The organism is Rhizobium sp. Root483D2, assembly GCF_001426685.1.
Taxonomy (GTDB): domain Bacteria; phylum Pseudomonadota; class Alphaproteobacteria; order Rhizobiales; family Rhizobiaceae; genus Pararhizobium; species Pararhizobium qamdonense.
Genome location: NZ_LMFB01000044.1, coordinates 310772 through 327724 on the forward strand (window position 1 = coordinate 310772; position 16953 = coordinate 327724).

20 protein-coding genes and 1 tRNA gene are annotated in these 16953 nt (G+C 59.9%); 13 read left to right on the plus strand and 8 right to left on the minus strand.

Translation table 11 applies throughout. The features are described from left to right. Positions 1-857: 857 nt before the first annotated feature. Positions 858-947 (minus strand) — tRNA-Ser (locus ASD32_RS28675). Between the two features lie 338 nt (positions 948-1285). Here ASD32_RS28675 and ASD32_RS28680 point away from each other — a divergent pair. Continuing rightward, a complete protein-coding gene (locus tag ASD32_RS28680) occupies positions 1286-1465 on the plus strand; it encodes a hypothetical protein (protein WP_060641461.1) in 180 nt (59 codons plus the stop codon). A gap of 86 nt (positions 1466-1551) precedes the next feature. On the opposite strand, the gene ASD32_RS28685 is transcribed toward ASD32_RS28680, so the two are convergent. After that, the gene (locus ASD32_RS28685; protein ID WP_060641411.1) at positions 1552-3774 is read right to left on the minus strand and encodes a caspase family protein; all 2223 of its coding nucleotides are present in this window, start codon (positions 3772-3774) and stop codon (positions 1552-1554) included. 232 nt (positions 3775-4006) lie between these two features. On the opposite strand from ASD32_RS28685, the gene ASD32_RS28690 reads away from it, so the two are divergent. The 4 genes from ASD32_RS28690 (at position 4007) to ASD32_RS28705 (ending at position 6810) form a co-directional block, all read left to right on the plus strand. Further along, complete coding sequence (locus tag ASD32_RS28690; RefSeq protein WP_244490301.1) at positions 4007-4462, plus strand: PilZ domain-containing protein; 456 nt, start codon at positions 4007-4009, stop codon at positions 4460-4462. Positions 4463-4562: 100 nt separating this feature from the next. Next, positions 4563-4976, plus strand: a complete 414-nt coding sequence (locus ASD32_RS28695) for a DUF2177 family protein (protein WP_060641412.1) — start codon at positions 4563-4565, stop codon at positions 4974-4976. Between the two features lie 148 nt (positions 4977-5124). Continuing rightward, a complete protein-coding gene (locus tag ASD32_RS28700; protein ID WP_244490302.1) occupies positions 5125-5559 on the plus strand; it encodes a PilZ domain-containing protein in 435 nt (144 codons plus the stop codon). A 129-nt stretch (positions 5560-5688) separates the two neighbouring features. Continuing rightward, on the plus strand, positions 5689-6810 hold the full coding sequence (locus ASD32_RS28705; RefSeq protein ID WP_060641413.1) for a pyridoxal phosphate-dependent aminotransferase: 1122 nt from the start codon (positions 5689-5691) through the stop codon (positions 6808-6810). A 59-nt stretch (positions 6811-6869) separates the two neighbouring features. On the opposite strand, the gene ASD32_RS28710 is transcribed toward ASD32_RS28705, so the two are convergent. After that, a complete protein-coding gene (locus ASD32_RS28710) occupies positions 6870-7136 on the minus strand; it encodes a sel1 repeat family protein (protein ID WP_060641414.1) in 267 nt (88 codons plus the stop codon). 537 nt (positions 7137-7673) lie between these two features. Between ASD32_RS28710 and ASD32_RS28720 the strand changes: the two genes are divergently transcribed. From ASD32_RS28720 to ASD32_RS28730, 5 genes are all read left to right on the plus strand, one after another. Beyond that, entirely contained in the window at positions 7674-8015 is a 342-nt protein-coding gene (locus ASD32_RS28720; protein ID WP_060641416.1) for a DUF2147 domain-containing protein, read from the plus strand. Between the two features lie 356 nt (positions 8016-8371). Further along, on the plus strand, positions 8372-8545 hold the full coding sequence (locus ASD32_RS30430; protein ID WP_037107006.1) for a hypothetical protein: 174 nt from the start codon (positions 8372-8374) through the stop codon (positions 8543-8545). 12 nt (positions 8546-8557) lie between these two features. After that, on the plus strand, positions 8558-8731 hold the full coding sequence (locus ASD32_RS30435) for a hypothetical protein (RefSeq protein WP_200953658.1): 174 nt from the start codon (positions 8558-8560) through the stop codon (positions 8729-8731). A gap of 87 nt (positions 8732-8818) precedes the next feature. Continuing rightward, entirely contained in the window at positions 8819-9139 is a 321-nt protein-coding gene (locus tag ASD32_RS28725) for a YnfA family protein (protein WP_060641464.1), read from the plus strand. Between the two features lie 76 nt (positions 9140-9215). After that, positions 9216-10718, plus strand: a complete 1503-nt coding sequence (locus ASD32_RS28730; protein ID WP_060641417.1) for an AMP nucleosidase — start codon at positions 9216-9218, stop codon at positions 10716-10718. 2 nt (positions 10719-10720) lie between these two features. Here the strand turns inward: ASD32_RS28730 and ASD32_RS28735 are convergent, their stop codons facing one another. Next, positions 10721-11677, minus strand: coding sequence for a lysylphosphatidylglycerol synthase domain-containing protein (locus tag ASD32_RS28735; RefSeq protein ID WP_060641418.1), 957 nt, complete (start codon positions 11675-11677; stop codon positions 10721-10723). A 105-nt stretch (positions 11678-11782) separates the two neighbouring features. Here ASD32_RS28735 and ASD32_RS28740 point away from each other — a divergent pair, with 105 nt between their 5' ends. Beyond that, the gene (locus ASD32_RS28740; protein WP_162252715.1) at positions 11783-12793 is read left to right on the plus strand and encodes a glycosyltransferase family 2 protein; all 1011 of its coding nucleotides are present in this window, start codon (positions 11783-11785) and stop codon (positions 12791-12793) included. A 68-nt stretch (positions 12794-12861) separates the two neighbouring features. Here ASD32_RS28740 and ASD32_RS28745 read toward each other — a convergent pair whose 3' ends face one another. Together ASD32_RS28745 and ASD32_RS28750 are read right to left on the minus strand one after the other, a co-directional pair. Then, positions 12862-13767 carry a diacylglycerol kinase family protein gene (locus ASD32_RS28745; RefSeq protein WP_060641419.1) on the minus strand — a complete coding sequence of 302 codons (906 nt, stop codon included), beginning with the start codon at positions 13765-13767 and terminating at the stop codon, positions 12862-12864. Between the two features lie 120 nt (positions 13768-13887). Further along, entirely contained in the window at positions 13888-14235 is a 348-nt protein-coding gene (locus ASD32_RS28750) for a helix-turn-helix domain-containing protein (protein ID WP_060641420.1), read from the minus strand. Between the two features lie 101 nt (positions 14236-14336). On the opposite strand from ASD32_RS28750, the gene ASD32_RS28755 reads away from it, so the two are divergent. Next, positions 14337-15350: a zinc-binding alcohol dehydrogenase family protein gene (locus ASD32_RS28755; RefSeq protein WP_060641466.1), complete on the plus strand. Its 1014-nt coding sequence runs from the start codon at positions 14337-14339 to the stop codon at positions 15348-15350. A 186-nt stretch (positions 15351-15536) separates the two neighbouring features. Continuing rightward, positions 15537-15980 carry a DoxX family protein gene (locus ASD32_RS28760; RefSeq protein ID WP_060641421.1) on the plus strand — a complete coding sequence of 148 codons (444 nt, stop codon included), beginning with the start codon at positions 15537-15539 and terminating at the stop codon, positions 15978-15980. Between the two features lie 90 nt (positions 15981-16070). On the opposite strand, the gene ASD32_RS28765 is transcribed toward ASD32_RS28760, so the two are convergent. Then, positions 16071-16688, minus strand: a complete 618-nt coding sequence (locus ASD32_RS28765) for a L,D-transpeptidase (protein WP_060641422.1) — start codon at positions 16686-16688, stop codon at positions 16071-16073. Positions 16689-16740: 52 nt separating this feature from the next. After that, the coding region (locus ASD32_RS30505; protein ID WP_210171124.1) for a hypothetical protein at positions 16741-16953 on the minus strand (213 nt) is incomplete at its 5' end.

Consider the following 16953-nt stretch of genomic DNA (forward strand, 5'->3'; position numbering starts at 1 on the left):
AAAGTTTCAAACAGGTCTGGGTATTATACTGAAGGACAGTATTCCCTGCCCCATCCCCAACATTTAAGAAGTCGGACGATCAACCGCCCTTGCTTCCGGAGTTGAAAATACAAGACGGGGCCGCTGGCGCAATCACCAACTTGTCAGTTCGCTCTGTTTGGTACGCCCTTCCCCCTGCGCTGTTGCTGAAACGACACAAAATGGCCTCAAGCGGGGGGAAGTTATTAACAAGACATTAAGAAAACCCTTTGTTCATCGGGGGTTAGCCGCACTCCTAACCCTGCAACGCGTTTCATAACGGGGCAAAAATGGGGCGAAACCACGCTGCGCTAACGGATTCGCATCACCGCGAAGCAAGCGGCGAGAGGACACGAACGGCAATCCGCAGGAGGCAAGACACAAAATCACGATCCGATTTGCCGCAAGGGCGGCGCGATTCTGAGAATCACGGGAGCGAATTGCCCCGATTGCGATTCGTGCAGGCTCGGGTGGACGGCCAAACTGTGAGTGCCTCACCGGATCGCCCCCTCCATCTTTCGCGCCAGCGCGTTCGATCGCCATTTCGGACGAAGATCGGCAAAGGGATACAATAGAGCTCTGAGGGTCTTGGCTGATTTTGATAACGGGACTGGTGGCGGCGAGACCGGTGCACCGTCACAACGCAATTGGACATCATGCAAACCGGAGCAGCATCTCTCGTCTCACGCAACGTGATCATGCGCGGGAATCAAACGGGAGGAAAAGCAGCGAGGTGTCTAGTGACGACAATAGCGACAATATGCGGCTTGAGGCTGATGCTCGGCGCGGCAATCGACAGAGCAGCGGGTGTGATGGAGAATCTCGATGGTAAGGTCTGATGGCGGAGAAGATGGGATTCGAACCCACGATACCCTTCCGGGTATACTCCCTTAGCAGGGGAGCGCCTTCGACCACTCGGCCACCTCTCCGTTAGCGCCTGACTAGAGTCAGGAGCCTTTCATTGCAAGGGGTTTTTGCGGTTTCCCGCGACAAAGTTGATTTTCCACGGCCCTTGCCGCTGTGCGGTGCCACGCAATCGGGCCAGGTTTGTGGCGATCTGGATGTGTCTGAACGCCCTTCTCCTCGTTTCATGCACGGGTGGCGTCACCTGCGGCCCCTATAAAGGCGGTCAGGCTTCTTTCTATGACGACGTCCCGATGAGAGGTGCCGATTGCCCTTCAAGGGGCGTTTACGCTAATGCATGTCCTTAAAGAGGGTCGTCGCGCTTTGCGCAGCGGCTGGCATCAACAGGGTCTGGACACGCATCATGAGCAACGAGAGCAAACCGGCAACACAGGTGACGATCGAGAAACTTCGCAATGGGCGCTGGGGGTTCATTCTCAAGCGCGGTTCCGTTGTCTATCCCGCCCAGGGACAGTTCGCCAGCCAGATGGAGGCCGTTGCTGCCGGGCAGGCTGTGCTCAAGTCGCTTGAGAAGAAGCGATAGGCGGCATCGATACGCTGAATATAGAGAAAAGGCCGGACCAGTTTTTACGGGTCCGGCCTTTTTTGTTTTTCATGAGAGACCGGGCGTCAGCTCTTTTTCGCCAGGCGGTCGATCGCATTCTGGGTGGCAGCGCCGAAATCGCCGTCCAGCGGGCCGCTATAAAGGCCGCGATCCTTGAGCAGGGCCTGGATTTCCTTGCGGAAGGCGGGCGTGAAGTTGTCCGGCGATGTTTTCAGCTCTTCAAGCTTGGACGGGTCGCCGCCTTCGACGCTGGCTGCAGCCCAGCGTACCGCCTCTTTCGGATCGGCCCTGGTGCCCAGCCCCCAGTCATAGAGACGGCTCAGATTGCCCATCGCATAGGCGCTGCCGGCATTGGAGGCCATTTCATACCAGTTGCGCGCCTGCGCGTAATCCTGCGGCACGGCCTTGCCGTCATCGTAGAACCAGCCGAGCAGCGCCATGGAATAGGCGTCCCCGACATTGGCGGCCTTTTCATACCAGAGCTTTGCCTGCGTATAATCCTGCGGCGTGCCGAGGCCGTTCTGATAGGCCCAGCCGAGCGAGGACATCGCATTGGCGTCGCCGCCTTCGGCAGCTTTTTGGTACCAGGAGAGCGACTGGTCGAGGTCCTTGGCGACGCCGTTGCCCTCGCGGTAGAACCAGCCGAGCGTCGCCATGGCGTTGGCGTAGCCCTGGTTTGCCGAAAGCTGGTACCATTTCAAGGATTCCGCATAATCCTGCGGGATGCTGCCATAGCCATCCCGGTAGAGCCAGCCGAGCGATGCCTGCGCATAGGAATTGCCATTGTTGGCGGCGTGCTCGAACATGTCCTTGCCCTTCTCGACATCGACGGGGCCGTCGGTGCCGTAGATCGAGAACCAGGCGAGATTGGTCAGCCCATACATATTGCCGCCGTCGGCTGCCTTTTGATAATTGCTGCGGGCATCGACATAGTTGCGGCCGGCGTCCTGCGCACGTCCGAGCATATTGACCAGCATCATGTCGTCTGGGTTTTCGTTGACGGCCTGGGCGCAGGCCGTGAGTGCACGCGCCGAATCGATCTTGAGGAAATTGACGCCAAGGAAGCCCGGCATCGATTGCGGTTCGCCGGCAAGCAAGTAGCAGTCCCGCGAGGCCTGGGTGTCCTTGCCGGTCTGGGAGATGTTCAAGCCCTTCTTCGGCTCCAGCGCTGCAATCTGCGTTTCCGCTTCAGCCCTGTGTTTGCTGCCGGGGTAACGCTCGACGAAACGGGTCAGCGCCGCGCCGTCGGTCGATTGCTTCAGCGCTTCCCAGGCGATCTCATCCGGCGTCACGGTGGTCTGGGCCGCTTCGTCCAAAAGCTTCAGCTTCTTTTCGGCCAGCATCTTATAGACCGGGTCGGCGCCATGCTTGGCGAGAAACACCTCGATCAGGTCCTTGTCGGCGAGATCGCGGATATTCTGCCAGTCGGCGGCGGCAGCGGACTGGCCATTCGGCGAGATTTCCTGCGTGTTGCCGTTGTTGGTGATGTTGATGTTCACTTCCTTGATATTAAGGAAGATCTGCGCGCCGCCGAGCGAACCGTAGACAAAGGGCTCCTGCTCGCGATTGGTGGCCGTCACCACGTCATCGCGGACCTTGCCGAGCGCGATGCGCACATCGACGCCCGGTTCCGTCAGATATTTCGACAGTGCCGTGGCAAACGGGCTGTTTTTGCCCTCGCCGTCCATCGCGACCGTCCCGGCCTTCGAGGCGAAGGCGACCAGGAGGTCGGCCGATTCGGGCTCGACGCGGGCGAGCCCCCGGCTGACGGCGCGGGTGGAGATCGAGCGGCTCATCGATTGCTCGAACGGATTGTTGCGGCAGGCATCGAGGATGACCAGCTTCAGCCGTGTTGCCCCTTCCAGCGAGCGCTGTACGCGGTCGAGCGGAATTGCCTCGTCTTCCACATCCTTGTCGGTCTTCAGGCTGACATCGACGGGCAGGAGGAAATTCTCGCCATTCATCTCCATGCCATGGCCGGAATAATAGATGATAGCGACGTCGGCACCGGCGGCGGTGTCTTCGAAATCGCGCAGCGCCCGGACCATCGAGGCCCGGTCGAGATCGTGGACGGCCGTGACCGTATCGAAACCGGCATCCTCGAACGAGGTCTTCATCAGCTCGACATCATTGGCCGGGTTGTTCAGCTGCGATGTGGCCTCGTATTTCTCGTTGCCGATCAAAAGCGCGACGCGCTTTGCCGCCTGCGCGGAGGCGGCGTGAAACACGATGACGCTGAGTGCCAGTACGAAGACCGGCAGCCAGCCATGGAGATGACGCTTGAACATGTTTTTCCCCTCCGCGCTTGCGCCGCCTGCCGGATGTCATGCACCCATGCAGCCTGCGCACACACGATCCCTGTTTCGCCCGGCATTTTTGCTGCCGGCGCGCTTTGCATGAAAGTATTACGTATGGGCGGGTGGGTTTCAATGTGCGGCTTCAGGCTTTTTTAAGCAAAAGTGAAGACAGGTCCGCAAAAGCCGCAAGCTCAGTGCAAGGATGAGGCTTGAAACTGCTACCATGGCTGCACGCGCAGCCACCAACACGGGCGCGCGCCGCCGCAAGAGTTGCGTTCTCAAGCAGAAACAGCGCACTGCTGCAGAATTTCCGGAGTTTTCGATGTCGATGGTGATGCATCTCGCTGAGGCAAAGCCGGGCAAGCTAACCACCAGCTACAAACACTATTATATCGAGCGGCCCTGCCGGATCCTCGTGGTCGGGCAGCATCTGAAGACGAAGACGAAATATCAGTGCCTGCTGCGGCATATTTCGATCGGCGGTGCGATGGTGGATTTCAACGCCCATATCCTGCTGCCGGCGCATTTCTTCCTGCAGATCGACGGTTTCCAGGAAGAGATCGGCTGCTCGCAGGTCCACCGGCATAACAGCGAGCTCGGCGTGCGCTTCAATATGCAGCTGGCGCCGGAGTTTCTCAGCCGCCTCATCCGGATGAATTTTACCAGCGGGCTGATCTGAAAACCGGCAGCCCGTCGCGCCAAGTCCTCTTCTAATTTCGCCATACGGCAATCCAGACAGGGTTTATTGCCGTAGCAAGACTGAAAGAGGGCCAAACATCATGAAAACTATCCTGATCGCCTATGCCGGAACGCTTGTCTCGTTGCTCACTGCCGATGCCATCTGGCTCGGGCTGGTGGCCAGGACGTTTTACCGCGACCAGCTCGGCGAGATGATGCTGCCATCGCCGAATTTCGCCATTGCCGCCATCTTCTATGTGTTTTTCGCGATGGCCATCGTTCTCTTGGCTGTCATGCCGGGTGTCAAAGCGGGCTCTCTTTTGACCGCGCTCGGATATGGCGCGGTTCTGGGGCTTGCTGCCTATGGCACCTATGACATCACCAATCTGGCGACGCTGAAGGGATGGCCGCCGATCGTCAGCGTGGTCGATATGGCCTGGGGCACCTTCGTCACCGCGTTTGCCGCCAGCTGCGGCCTGCTTGCCTGCCGCTATTTTGCCGGTGCTGCATCCTGAGTGCTGCGTCCTGATATGCGGCACGCTCCCGGCAGAATGCGTGAATTGGCGTCTTATTAAATTTTTAAGGAATGTTTTCAAAGGATTGCAATATTCCTGAACGATCCTGCATCTATCGCACTGCGCCATACTGAGGAGGGCAAGCGCGGTGACTGTAACGATGCGGCGGCTGTGGATTGAACCGCACGGCCAGATCGCACTCGAGGGAGTGATGATGCAGAATTCGACAATGTATTCCGTGGTCAGTTCCAAACTGTACGAGCAGCGCTTCGAACGGTTTGTGATCGGGCAGGCCGGCACATTGATGTCGGTCAAACCGGGCCTCGGCGGTGTCTCGACCCGGACCTGCAGGATGACCGAGATTTCGCGCGGCGGCGCCAGTTTCGTAGTCAACACGACGATCGGCCTGCCGCAGCATTATTACCTGACCATTGTCGGCTCTAAGAAGCGAATCGGTTGCGCCGAGGTTTACCGCCGCGACAACCGGATCCAGGTGCATTTCATCAAGCCGATCGACGAGGCCTTCCTGCATCAGATCGTCCGGCACGAATTCTTCACCGGTGGCGAACCGAAAAAACACTGAGCCCTGCCCTTGCGACAGGGAAACGATGAGAAGGTTTCCTTTCGCACAGGTATCGCCAACGGATGCTGTTTGCATGGCGCGGAAAGATCGCTAGTCTTTGCGGCGATTTCATTCATTGACAGGCGCCGCATGTCCGCTTTTTCCAGATTTACCCCGCTGATTGCCTCTCTCCCCTCCACCATCCCCTTCGTCGGCCCTGAGACCATCGAGCGCCAGCGCGGCCGTCCTGTTGCGGCGCGCATCGGCGCCAATGAGAGCGGTTTTGGACCGGCTCCTTCGGTTCTGAAGGCAATGACGGCCGCCGCTTCCGGGGTCTGGCAATATAATGATCCGGAGAATTTCGGGCTGAAGGTGGCGCTGGCCGGCCATCTCGGCATTGCGGCTGAGAATATCGCCATTGGCGAAGGCATTGACGGGCTGCTCGGCCAGATCGTTCGCATGGTGATCGAACCCGGCATGCCGGTCGTCACTTCGCTTGGCGGCTATCCGACCTTCAATTTTCATGTGGCCGGGCATGGCGGGCGGCTGGTGACGGTTCCCTATGTGGACGACCGCGAAGATCTTGACGGGTTGCTGGCTGCGGTCAACCGCGACAATGCGCCGCTCGTCTATTTCGCCAATCCGGACAATCCGATGGGAAGCTGGTGGGATGCAGACAGCGTCATCGCCTTTGCGCGGGCCCTGCCGGACACCTGCCTTCTCATCCTTGACGAGGCCTATGGCGAGACCGCCCCTGCGGGCACCATTCCCTCGATCGCGTCACTGATCGAGATGCCGAACGTGATCCGCACCCGGACTTTTTCGAAAGCCTATGGTCTGGCGGGGGCGCGGGTCGGCTATGTCATCAGCACAGCGGGAACGGCCCAGGCCTTCGACAAGATCCGCAACCATTTCGGCATGAACAGGATCGGCACCGCTGCAGCGGTCGCAGCGCTGGCGGATACGGATTATCTGGCTGGGGTCTTGGAAAAGATTGCCGCCTCGCGCAGCAGGATCGCTGAAATCGCTGCTCGCAATGGGCTTAAGCCCCTGCCTTCAGCCACGAATTTCGTGACGATCGATTGCGGCAAGGATGCCGTCTTTGCCCGCGCGATCGTTGACGGGCTGATGGCCGACCACGGCATTTTCATCCGCATGCCGGGTGTTGCGCCCTTGAACCGTTGCATCCGGATCAGCACCGGGCCGGAGGAGGAGATGGCGCTTCTGGAAGAAGCCCTGCCGCACGTGCTGGAAAAGCTCGGCAGGCAGTAGAGCAACGCCTCATCTTCGGAGGTCTTGGCCCTACCGCCTGTCGTTGATGCGGTGATGTCTCAATGCATTGTCATCCATTCGCGGGCGGCGCGCAGGGCCGTGGCGAGATCGGTCTTGCTCATGGTCATCGTCAGGTCGGCGCGCAGCGCTGCTGCCCGATCCGAGCCCTTGATGGCGGCGATGTTCAGCCATTTGTGCGCAGCGATGAGATCGACATCGCAGCCACGTCCGGTTGCATACATCAAACCCATTTCGCAAAAGACGTCCGCGCGATTTTCGCCACCCATCGTGGCATCCGAAGCATTCTGAATGTCAAAACGTGCCATTGTCTCTGTCCCTGTTGACCGTGTTGGTTACGTCGATAGTCCCTGTTTTTGCTGCCTTTTTAAGGCTCCTTGAAGGGGCCGCCGTCTTGTGCGGCTTTGGCCCCTTGAAGGATGTCGGCGGGGTGTTTTTCCCTGCTCGTCTTATGGGTTTCAATATGCAGCAGTGGTTTCAATACCCGCTTAAAATGCATGATTAATGTGAGACGAACAAAGTTCAAACGATTGGTAAACTTGGGTTTTTGTTAAACATCGCACCGTCGGGAAACGCTGGCTTTTGCCTCAATCTTTACGGAAAATTCAGACCGCCATTTCAACCAATTGCTAACCACGCAAAACGGTCGCTCGTTTCGGCCCCGGCAAAAACCCAGTGGGACAGGCCCTATCTTGCCGGGAATTTTCATCGCAAAAGCCGCCATCCACATATTTACGTTTACGTCCGCGTAAGCTATTTTCCGGCTGTGGAGCGGTGAGGAGACCGCTCTGGCAATCTTTCGCCCGCAACCAGCGGCATCAGGCGATTTCCAAGGGAGGCACAGGATGATACGGACTTTGATAATGACGGTAGCCATGACGATGGCGACGGCAGCCACAGGCTTTGCCGCCGAACCGATCGTCGGCAACTGGAAGACGGCAAGCGGCGAGACCGCTGCGATCGCGTCCTGCGGCGGCAGCTATTGCATCACGCTGAAGACAGGAAAACATGCCGGCAAGCGCATCGGCAGCATGAGCGGCAATGGCAACAGCTATTCCGGCGAGATCACCGATCCGGCCAATGACAAGACCTATAGCGGCAATGCGTCAATCAGCGGCGCCTCGCTGAAAATGCAGGGCTGCGTTCTCAAGGTTCTCTGCAAATCGCAGACCTGGACACGGATGTAAGCTGACTTTCAAATCCGGCGGGCCTGCCCGCCGGAGCCATTTTTTGACATGCAGCAATGATCTGCCGGTTGATGCGTGACCCGGCGTGGCCTTCGACCTGGTCTGTCTGCGCAGTTTTCTGTGCCGCCCAATTTTTCCCCTTTATAAAAATCCCTGCTGAAAACCGTAGCCGCACCCTGCGTTTAACCGCGTCCAGGGTTACGGCTGACGTTGCCGCGTCGAGACCAGTTCTTCAGGTTTTACGAAGATGAACGGGAGATGAACCAGGGTCTCAGGAAGAGTTCAGTTTGCCTATGCGAAAAGGTGATCATCGAGTTGAACCCCGATCGACACCCCAGACCAAACGGACAAAAGCCATGGACATTCTCGCCCGCCGCCTCACCATCATCAGCATGCTCATGGTCGTCTTCGCCCTGACCCTGGCCGCAGCCGTCAGTGCCGACAGCCAGCGCCGCCGCCATAACTATGCCGGCTCGATTGCCGATTGCACCGTGCACACCACGAAATTCTGCGAACAAGCCAAGCTGTAAAGGTCGAAAACAATGGTCTCCCTCGCCCATTCCGCAACCATCGCACTGCGCATGCTGACGCTCGCAGCCCTTCTGATGGCTCCGATGGGCGCAATTGCCTACAGCAAGGCCTCCGGCCTTGGCATCGGCAAACAGGGAGCCGGTCTTGTCCTGTTTGTCACGCTGCAGCGCCAGTCGATGAGCTGAGGCGGCTGCGCCTGCACCTTCTTCAACGCTTGCACATTTCCTGGCGCTGCCTTCCTATGATCCGCCACAGGAAGGAACCGCATGCCGATATCCGCTTTCGCCGTCTACGCCCTTGCCGCCCTTGCGGAGATCGCCGGGTGTTTTGCCTTCTGGGCGTGGATGAAGCTCGACAAGCCGATCTGGTGGCTTCTTCCCGGCATGGCGAGCCTTGCGCTGTTTGCCTGGCTTCTTACCCTCATCGAAACGGCTGCGGCCGGACGCGCCTATGCCGCCTATGGCGGCATCTATATCGCCGCCTCGCTCGCATGGCTGTGGCTCGTCGAGGGCGTGCGGCCCGACCGGTGGGACGCGGCCGGCGTTGTGCTTGCCCTTGCAGGCACCGCCATCATTCTCGGCGGGCCGCGCTGACTGCACCTTTCCGGGACTATTCCATGCAAAACAATCTTGTCGTTTGCTTGTAAAAAACGGCATCCTATAATGCCGCATGAACAATCGAATCTCTTCCCTCTCCGCCCTTTCCATCGCAACGCCCGACGTTTTCGAGCCGCAGACGTTTGACGATCCGCTGGCCGCCGTGGATGCGCTTTCGGCGCTTTACGACCGCAACACCAAATTCCTGGTCGATGCCTTTACCGAGCTTGGCCGGACCGGAACGCCGGTCTCGCGCTACCGCGCCTGCTATCCGCAGGTCAGCATCGAGACCAGCAGTTTCAGCCATGTCGATTCGCGCCTCTCCTATGGTTATGTCAGCGCGCCGGGCGTCTACACGACCACCGTCACCCGGCCAAAACTGTTCCGGCATTATCTGAAGGAACAGCTTGGCCTTTTGATTCGCAGCCATGGCGTTGGCGTGACGGTGTCGGAATCGACGACGCCGATCCCGCTGCACTTTGCTTTCGGCGAGGGCGCCTATGTCGAAGCGGCGATGGCCGAGAATATCGATATCCCGCTGCGCGACCTGTTCGACACGCCGGACCTGACCACCACCGATGACGAGATCGCCAATGGCTCCTATGAACCCGGGCCCGGCGACCCCTCGCCGCTTGCGCCGTTCACCGCCCAGCGCATCGACTATTCGCTCGCCCGGCTCAGCCATTACACGGCCACCAGCGCGACGCATTTCCAGAATTTCGTGCTGTTTACCAATTACCAGTTCTATATCGATGAGTTCTGCCTATGGGCGCGCCAGCAGATGGCCGATGGCGGCAATGGCTACACCGAGTTTGTCGAGCCCGGCAATATCGTCACGCAACCCGGATCCGACAAGCCCGATTCGGACCTGACGCTGGCGCGCCTGCCGCAGATGCCGGCCTATCATTTGAAGAAGAAGGGCCATGGCGGCATCACCGTCGTCAATATCGGCGTCGGGCCGTCCAACGCCAAGACGATCACCGACCATATCGCCGTCCTGCGCCCGCATGCCTGGCTGATGCTTGGCCATTGCGCGGGGTTGCGCAACAGTCAGACGCTCGGTGATTATGTGCTTGCCCATGCCTATGTGCGCGAAGACCATGTGCTTGACGACGACCTGCCGGTGTGGATCCCGATCCCGGCACTTGCCGAGGTTCAGGTGGCGATGCAGGACGCCGTGGCGGAGGTGACCGGTTATGAGGGTTACGACCTGAAGCGGATCATGCGCACCGGCACCGTCGCCACCATCGACAACCGCAACTGGGAACTGCGCGACCAGCGCGGCCCGGTCAAGCGGCTGTCGCAATCGCGTGCCATTGCACTCGACATGGAATCGGCAACCATTGCCGCCAACGGCTTCCGGTTCCGCGTGCCCTATGGGACGCTGCTCTGCGTCTCCGACAAGCCGCTGCATGGGGAGCTGAAACTGCCGGGCATGGCGACGGCGTTCTACAAGACGCAGGTCAGCCAGCATTTGCAGATCGGCATCCTGGCGCTGCAGAAACTGGCCGCCATGCCGCCGGAAAAGCTGCATTCGCGCAAGCTGCGCAGTTTCTTCGAGACCGCGTTCCAGTAAGCTCAGCGGCGCGGCGACAGAAGAATCGACAAAAGCGTGCCGGCAACCGCCGACACGACGATCAGCAAATGCGCATTGACGCTGGCGCTGGCCAGCAGATCGAAGGCCGCGCCCTTGGCTGGCGCGCCGAACGAGATGGCGCCTGCGGTAATGCCTGCCGGATAGGTGCCGACACCGGCGGGGGCATGCACCGGCAAGACCGATGACAGTTCGCCGCCGAGCGCACCGCCGAAGCTGGCGGCAAGTGGCAGCACGCCCATGGTGGCCAGCACCCAGGCGAGCACCGCAACCTTTGTCGACCAGTTGAGGACCGTCATCAGCCACGCCCTGACGAAAACCAGCGCATTGGCCGGTAGTCCAGCCTCGACCTCGACCAGCAACCGGCCGAGTTTTTGCGGCAAGTGCCGCTGCAGAACGGCGAGCGCATGGCCTTTCAGCAGGAACAGCGCCAGCGGTGACACCAGAAAGAGCCCCCAGAGCGACCAGCCCAGCGCCGGATCGTCGCAGCCGATGATGAGGCCGATACCTGCAGCTGCAAACAGCGCGTGCAGATCGAGCAGCCGCATGAGCAGAAGCGCGGAGGTGCTGCGCGTCAGCGGAACTGCAAATTCCGAGCGCATCAGGATCGGAAAGCTGGTCTCGCCTGCCCGGAAAGGCAGCATGATGTTCAGAAGATTGTGCACCTGCGTGACGCGCAGCAGCCCCAGGAAACGGCCGCGGGTTTCATTGGGAAAATAATCGTAGATCCGGTAGCAGCGGATGAAATAGGTGCCGACCAGAAGCACAAGCGCCGAGATGACGGGGAGAAGGCCGATCCCGGCCCATTGCCGCAACAGAACGGGCCAGCCCCAGAACCACTGGATAAAAGCCGCATAGGCGATGACGGCCACAAGCGAGAGGACGGTCATGCGGTTGCGGACAAGCCATGAGCCCCGGCTGGCATCCTCTCCTGCATTCATATATTTGGTACTTTCCTGTCCGCTGCCATGGCACGGCTGGTTATCACGATAACCCAGGCGAGAGAACCTGCAGCATTTTAAAAGGCTTTGATTTTGGATCCCATCTTGGAAGCGAATAGGGCCGTGACCGATAGCGCCCCGCCGGTCGAGCTGTCCGTCGTCGTGCCGATCTACAATGAGGAAGAAAGTGTCGGACCGCTGGTTGCCCGCATCCGGGAAGCCATGGCAAATTTCGACAAGCCCTGGGAGCTCATTCTCGTCAATGACGGCAGCACCGACGGCACGCTGGTCAGCGCCCGTAAGGAATTGACAAGCGGCCTGCGGCTGAAGATCGTCGAACTGCAGCGCAATTTCGGCCAGACCGCCGCCATGCAGGCCGGTATCGACCTTGCATCCGGCCGGTTGATCGCCACGCTCGACGGCGATTTGCAGAACGATCCGCGCGACATTCCGGCGATGGTCAAGGCGATCGAGGAGCGGGAACTCGACCTGCTCGTCGGCTGGCGCAAGAACCGCCAGGACGGCCTGCTGCTGCGCAAGATCCCCTCCTGGTGCGCCAATGCCCTGATCGGCAAGATCACCGGGGTGAAACTGCACGATTATGGCTGCAGCCTGAAGATCTACCAGGCCTCGATCATCAAACAGGTCAAGCTGATGGGCGAGATGCACCGTTTCATTCCGGCCTGGGTCGCGGGCGTGGTGCCGAGCAGCCGCATCGGCGAAATGCCGGTCACCCACCATGCGCGCCAGCACGGAACGTCGAAATACGGGATTTCCCGCACGTTCCGGGTCATTCTCGACCTGCTCTCGGTGCTGTTCTTCATGCGCTACAAGGCGCGGCCGGGGCACTTCTTCGGTTCGATCGGACTTTTCGCCGGTGGCCTGAGCGCCCTCATCCTGTTCTACCTGTTCATCGACAAGTTCCTGCTCGGCAATGATATCGGCACGAGACCGATGCTGATCGTCGGCGTCATGCTGTTTTTATCCTCCGTGCAGCTGATCACCACCGGCATTCTCGCCGAAATGATGGCACGCCTCTATTCCGGTGAGAACGACAGCCCGCCCTATATCGTGCGCAAGGTTTTTGAACGCGACAGAACGGATACGGGAAACTGATAGCGAGCGCAGACCGCTACGCCTTCCGCTCTCTCTGGCTTGAACCGGAAAAGCCCTGACCTTCAGGACTATCCCGGTTCGGCACCGACCAGCAATTTCAGCTCGCCCGGATGGACCCGCAAAGCGACATCGCGGCCGATCGGCAGCAATTCGCCGTCGATGACGCATTTGGTGCCGTGGCGTGCCTTGGGGAAATGCAGGTTGACGGCGGTGGCGCTCATTTCGGTGATCAGGGTGCTCTCGCGGAATTTTCCCCGCAGGATGTCGAAGGTCAACTTCGCCACACCCGAGGGTTTCAGCGGGGGCGTGGTGTAGAAGCCCAGATGGCCGCCGGTGACGTCATCGGCATGCATCAGCGCGTTCGGACCGAAATGATTGTTGGAAACTGAAATTGCCGAAACTTCGCGCCGCTCGCGCACACCATCGACGTCGAACTCGATCTCGAACTGCGGCGGATTGAACATCACGCCGACTGCAGCGCGGGTGCTGGCGCGGATTTTTCCCAGTCTCGAGGCAAAGCTGTAGGATTCGCGGTAACGCACCATGCGGGCGTGCAGCCCCATGGAAAACTGATGCACGAAGGCCCGGCCATCGGCACTGCCGATATCTGCATCGACAATCTTGCCGTCGGCCAGGACATCCAGGACCTTCCAGATATCCAGCGGCAGTTTCAGCGCGCGGGCGAAAAGGTTCATCGTTCCCGCCGGGACGACGCCGAGCGGCATGCCGTTCTTCCAGGCAACGGCCGCTGCCGCCGAAATCGTGCCATCGCCACCACCGGCCAGCATTGCATCCAGATTATCGCGGCGGGCGGTTTTTTCGAGAATCTCGGCCATTCCATCGCCGGACGCAACGGTGATCTCGATCTCATGCCCGGCTGAGCGAAAGACCTCTTCGGCCTTTTGGCTATAGGCGTCCATATCGGTTGTCCGGAATGTCCCGCCATCGCGATTGAATATGGCCTTGATCTTCATGCGTGCTCCTTGCAGCTCGTTGCGCTACATATGGCGCGGCATGAGGCGTTTTTCAGCCGGTGTCTGCTTAATCCTGCATGTTTATTATTTGCGGCGCACAAGGCGCATCATGCGCCAGCTTTATATCGCCACCGGCGGCAGGATATGTTCGTCGCCCCACAGCTTCATTGCCATGATCACCGGCTCCAGGCTGCGGCCGCGCGGGGTCAGGCAATAATCGACTCTCGGCGGCACGACGGCATACACCGTACGCTCGACCAGCCCGTCGGCCTCCAGCTCGCGCAGCTGTTTGGTCAGCATGCGCTGGGTGACGCTCGCCAGGCGGCGGCGGATTTCGTTGAAGCGCATCGTGCCATCCAGCAGGTGATAGAGGATGACGCCTTTCCATTTTCCATCGATCAGATGCAGCACGCCCTCGACCGGACACCCGGGAGAACAGGTCAGGAGCTTGTGGCGAACACGCGGCATTCAGGGTATCCTTTTGGGTACTATATACACTTGTTGTGCATTCTTGCGCTTATGAACCATAATGCGCATTTAGCTTCTGTTCAAACATGAAGGAGCCCACCATGCGCGCCATTGCCTACAAGATCCCCCAGCCCATTTCCGCCGAGACCTCGCTGATCGATGTGGACCTGCCCTTGCCCACGCCGGAAGGCCGCGACATCCTGGTCGAGGTCAAGGCGATCTCGGTCAACCCGGTTGACGTGAAGATTCGCGCCAATGCCAAGCCGGAACCGGATCAGTTGAAAGTGCTCGGTTGGGACGCGGCGGGGATCGTCAAGGCGGTCGGCCCGGGCGTCAAGCTGTTCCAGCCGGGCGATGCGGTGTTCTATGCAGGCGCCATCGACCGGCCGGGCGCAAACTCGGAATTTCACCTGGTCGATGAGCGCATCGTTGGCAAGAAGCCGGAAACGCTGGATTTTCCGGCAGCCGCCGCCCTGCCCCTGACCTCGCTCACCGCCTGGGAGGCACTGTTTGACCGGCTGAAGGTCAACGATCCCGTTCCCGGTGCCGCCAATGCGATCCTGATTATTGGCGGCGCCGGCGGCGTCGGCTCGATCGCCATCCAGCTCGCCCGCACACTGACCAATCTCACGGTGATCGCCACTGCGTCGCGCCCGGAAACGCAGAAATGGGCCTATGATCTCGGCGCCCACCATGTGCTGGATCATTCCAAGCCGCTCGCACATCAGATCGACCAGCTGGCGCTCGGTGCTCCAGCCTTCGTCTTTTCAACCACCAACACCACGGATCATCTGGAAGACATCATCCAGTTGATCGCGCCGCAGGGGCGATTCGGGCTGATCGACGATCCGAAAGTGCTGGATGTGATGCCGTTCAAGCGCAAGGCCGTGTCCATCCATTGGGAGCTGATGTTTACCCGCTCGCTGTTCAAGACCAAGGACATGGAAGAGCAGAACCGGATTTTGACCGAAATCGCGCGCCTGGTCGATACCGGAAAAATCCGCTCGACGCTGACGGAAACGCTGGGGGTGATCAACGCCGCAAACCTGAAGAAGGCGCATGCGCTGATCGAAACCGGCCGCACCAAGGGCAAGCTCGTGCTTGCGGGTTTCTAACGGCCTATCCTCATAACCCGGTTTGCCGTAGTTCCTTCGGGAACGCCGCACGCACCGCGCTCGCCATAAACAGAAGGCAGCGCGGTGGCCATCTCCCAAACAGGTGATGCCGCGCTGCCCTGACACTTTCCTCTCCCAAAGGGGCCGGGTGCGGGGCTCGCTTCATCCCTGTCTTTGGAGAGAAATATGCCTTCGCTTATTGAACCCCTCATCGCCTCCCGCTGGTTCGGCTATCTGGCGCGGACCGCCCTCACCTTCGTGTTCTGGGCCAGCGGTCTTGCCAAGCTCATCGATTTCAAGGCCGGCGTTGCCGAAATGGCCTTCTTCGGGCTCGAACCGGCACCGCTTGTCACCATGGCTGTCATCGTCACCCAGCTTGGGGGATCGGCGCTTGTCATCGCCAACCGCTGGACCTGGCTGGGCGCCGGCGCGCTGGCCGTCTTTACCGCGCTCACCATTCCCATTGCTCATACATTCTGGACCATGCAGGAGCCGATGAAGACGCTCGAATTCTATGTGGTCATGGAACATATCACCGTCATTGGTGCCCTGATGGTTGCCGCCTGGAAATCCGCCCCGGCGCGCGAACCCGCCGGCACCCGTACAGGCCTTGCCGGGATCAGCGCTTAGTGCCCGACGCGGCCAAAGCAAAAACCCGCCGGGCATGGTTCCGGCGGGTCAGACCGCTCAAAGATATTGTTTTCTCACTCGGCCGGCCGATCAGGCCTGCAGGACCACTACCCGGCCGCCGACGGTGGCGCGCTCGTAGAGATCGACGACATCGTGGTTGAGCATGCGCACGCAGCCGCTCGACATCGCCTGGCCGATCGACCAGGGCTGCGTCGTGCCGTGGATGCGGAACATCGTGTCGTTGCCGCCCTGATAGAGGTAGATGGCCCGGGCCCCGAGTGGGTTGTTCGGCCCGCCGGGAACGCCGCCGGCATATTTCCGGTTCTTGGCCGGATCGCGGCGGATCATGTTGTCGGTCGGCGTCCAGGTCGGCCATTCCGCCTTGCGGCCAATATAGGCCGAGCCCGCCAGCGCATAGCCGTTGCGGCCCACGCCGATGCCGTAGCGCAGCGCCTGGCCGTCGCCAAGAATGTAATAGAGCCGCCGCGCCGGGTTATCGACGACGATCGTGCCGGCATCATGTTTCGTGGCATAGGCCACCTGCTGGCGGCGCAGCTCCGGCTTGATCTTGTCCAGCGGCATGGCCGGCACCGGAAACTTTTCATCCGGAATGGCGGCATAGTTGGCGACGTGGTTCGGTCCGTTGGTGGCGCACCCGGCAAGTAGGGCAGAAAAGCCGAGCAGCAGGCCACGGCGGGAGATCGACATCGTGTGTTTCCTTAACATCCGGTTGATGCAACCGAAAATAGGGAAAACATGGTTAATGCCCGGTTAAGTCCGATGAAATTGTGCGCAGAATAGGGGATGGCGGGACCTTGCCCTTTATCGCCGGACGGCGGACAACGGTCTTATCTAAAAACTCTGCAGGCCACTCAGGCAATTGGCGGCGCTCCCAAATTTCCCTCATCCCCGCCCTTGTTGTAAAGCCCGGAGACATCCCTGACAGGTGTTCGGAGACATGCTTTACACATTT

Excerpts from the sequence above, each read along its gene's own strand:
- ASD32_RS28680 (WP_060641461.1), top strand. The coding sequence starts at position 1,286 with ATGAGCAACGAGAGCAAACCGGCAACACAGGTGACGATCGAGAAACTT.
- ASD32_RS28685 (WP_060641411.1), bottom strand. The coding sequence starts at position 3,774 with ATGTTCAAGCGTCATCTCCATGGCTGGCTGCCGGTCTTCGTACTGGCA.
- ASD32_RS28690 (WP_244490301.1), top strand. The coding sequence starts at position 4,007 with ATGGCTGCACGCGCAGCCACCAACACGGGCGCGCGCCGCCGCAAGAGT.
- ASD32_RS28695 (WP_060641412.1), top strand. The coding sequence starts at position 4,563 with ATGAAAACTATCCTGATCGCCTATGCCGGAACGCTTGTCTCGTTGCTC.
- ASD32_RS28705 (WP_060641413.1), top strand. The coding sequence starts at position 5,689 with ATGTCCGCTTTTTCCAGATTTACCCCGCTGATTGCCTCTCTCCCCTCC.
- ASD32_RS28710 (WP_060641414.1), bottom strand. The coding sequence starts at position 7,136 with ATGGCACGTTTTGACATTCAGAATGCTTCGGATGCCACGATGGGTGGC.
- ASD32_RS28720 (WP_060641416.1), top strand. The coding sequence starts at position 7,674 with ATGATACGGACTTTGATAATGACGGTAGCCATGACGATGGCGACGGCA.
- ASD32_RS30430 (WP_037107006.1), top strand. The coding sequence starts at position 8,372 with ATGGACATTCTCGCCCGCCGCCTCACCATCATCAGCATGCTCATGGTC.
- ASD32_RS30435 (WP_200953658.1), top strand. The coding sequence starts at position 8,558 with ATGGTCTCCCTCGCCCATTCCGCAACCATCGCACTGCGCATGCTGACG.
- ASD32_RS28730 (WP_060641417.1), top strand. The coding sequence starts at position 9,216 with ATGAACAATCGAATCTCTTCCCTCTCCGCCCTTTCCATCGCAACGCCC.
- ASD32_RS28735 (WP_060641418.1), bottom strand. The coding sequence starts at position 11,677 with ATGAATGCAGGAGAGGATGCCAGCCGGGGCTCATGGCTTGTCCGCAAC.
- ASD32_RS28745 (WP_060641419.1), bottom strand. The coding sequence starts at position 13,767 with ATGAAGATCAAGGCCATATTCAATCGCGATGGCGGGACATTCCGGACA.
- ASD32_RS28750 (WP_060641420.1), bottom strand. The coding sequence starts at position 14,235 with ATGCCGCGTGTTCGCCACAAGCTCCTGACCTGTTCTCCCGGGTGTCCG.
- ASD32_RS28755 (WP_060641466.1), top strand. The coding sequence starts at position 14,337 with ATGCGCGCCATTGCCTACAAGATCCCCCAGCCCATTTCCGCCGAGACC.
- ASD32_RS28760 (WP_060641421.1), top strand. The coding sequence starts at position 15,537 with ATGCCTTCGCTTATTGAACCCCTCATCGCCTCCCGCTGGTTCGGCTAT.
- ASD32_RS28765 (WP_060641422.1), bottom strand. The coding sequence starts at position 16,688 with ATGTCGATCTCCCGCCGTGGCCTGCTGCTCGGCTTTTCTGCCCTACTT.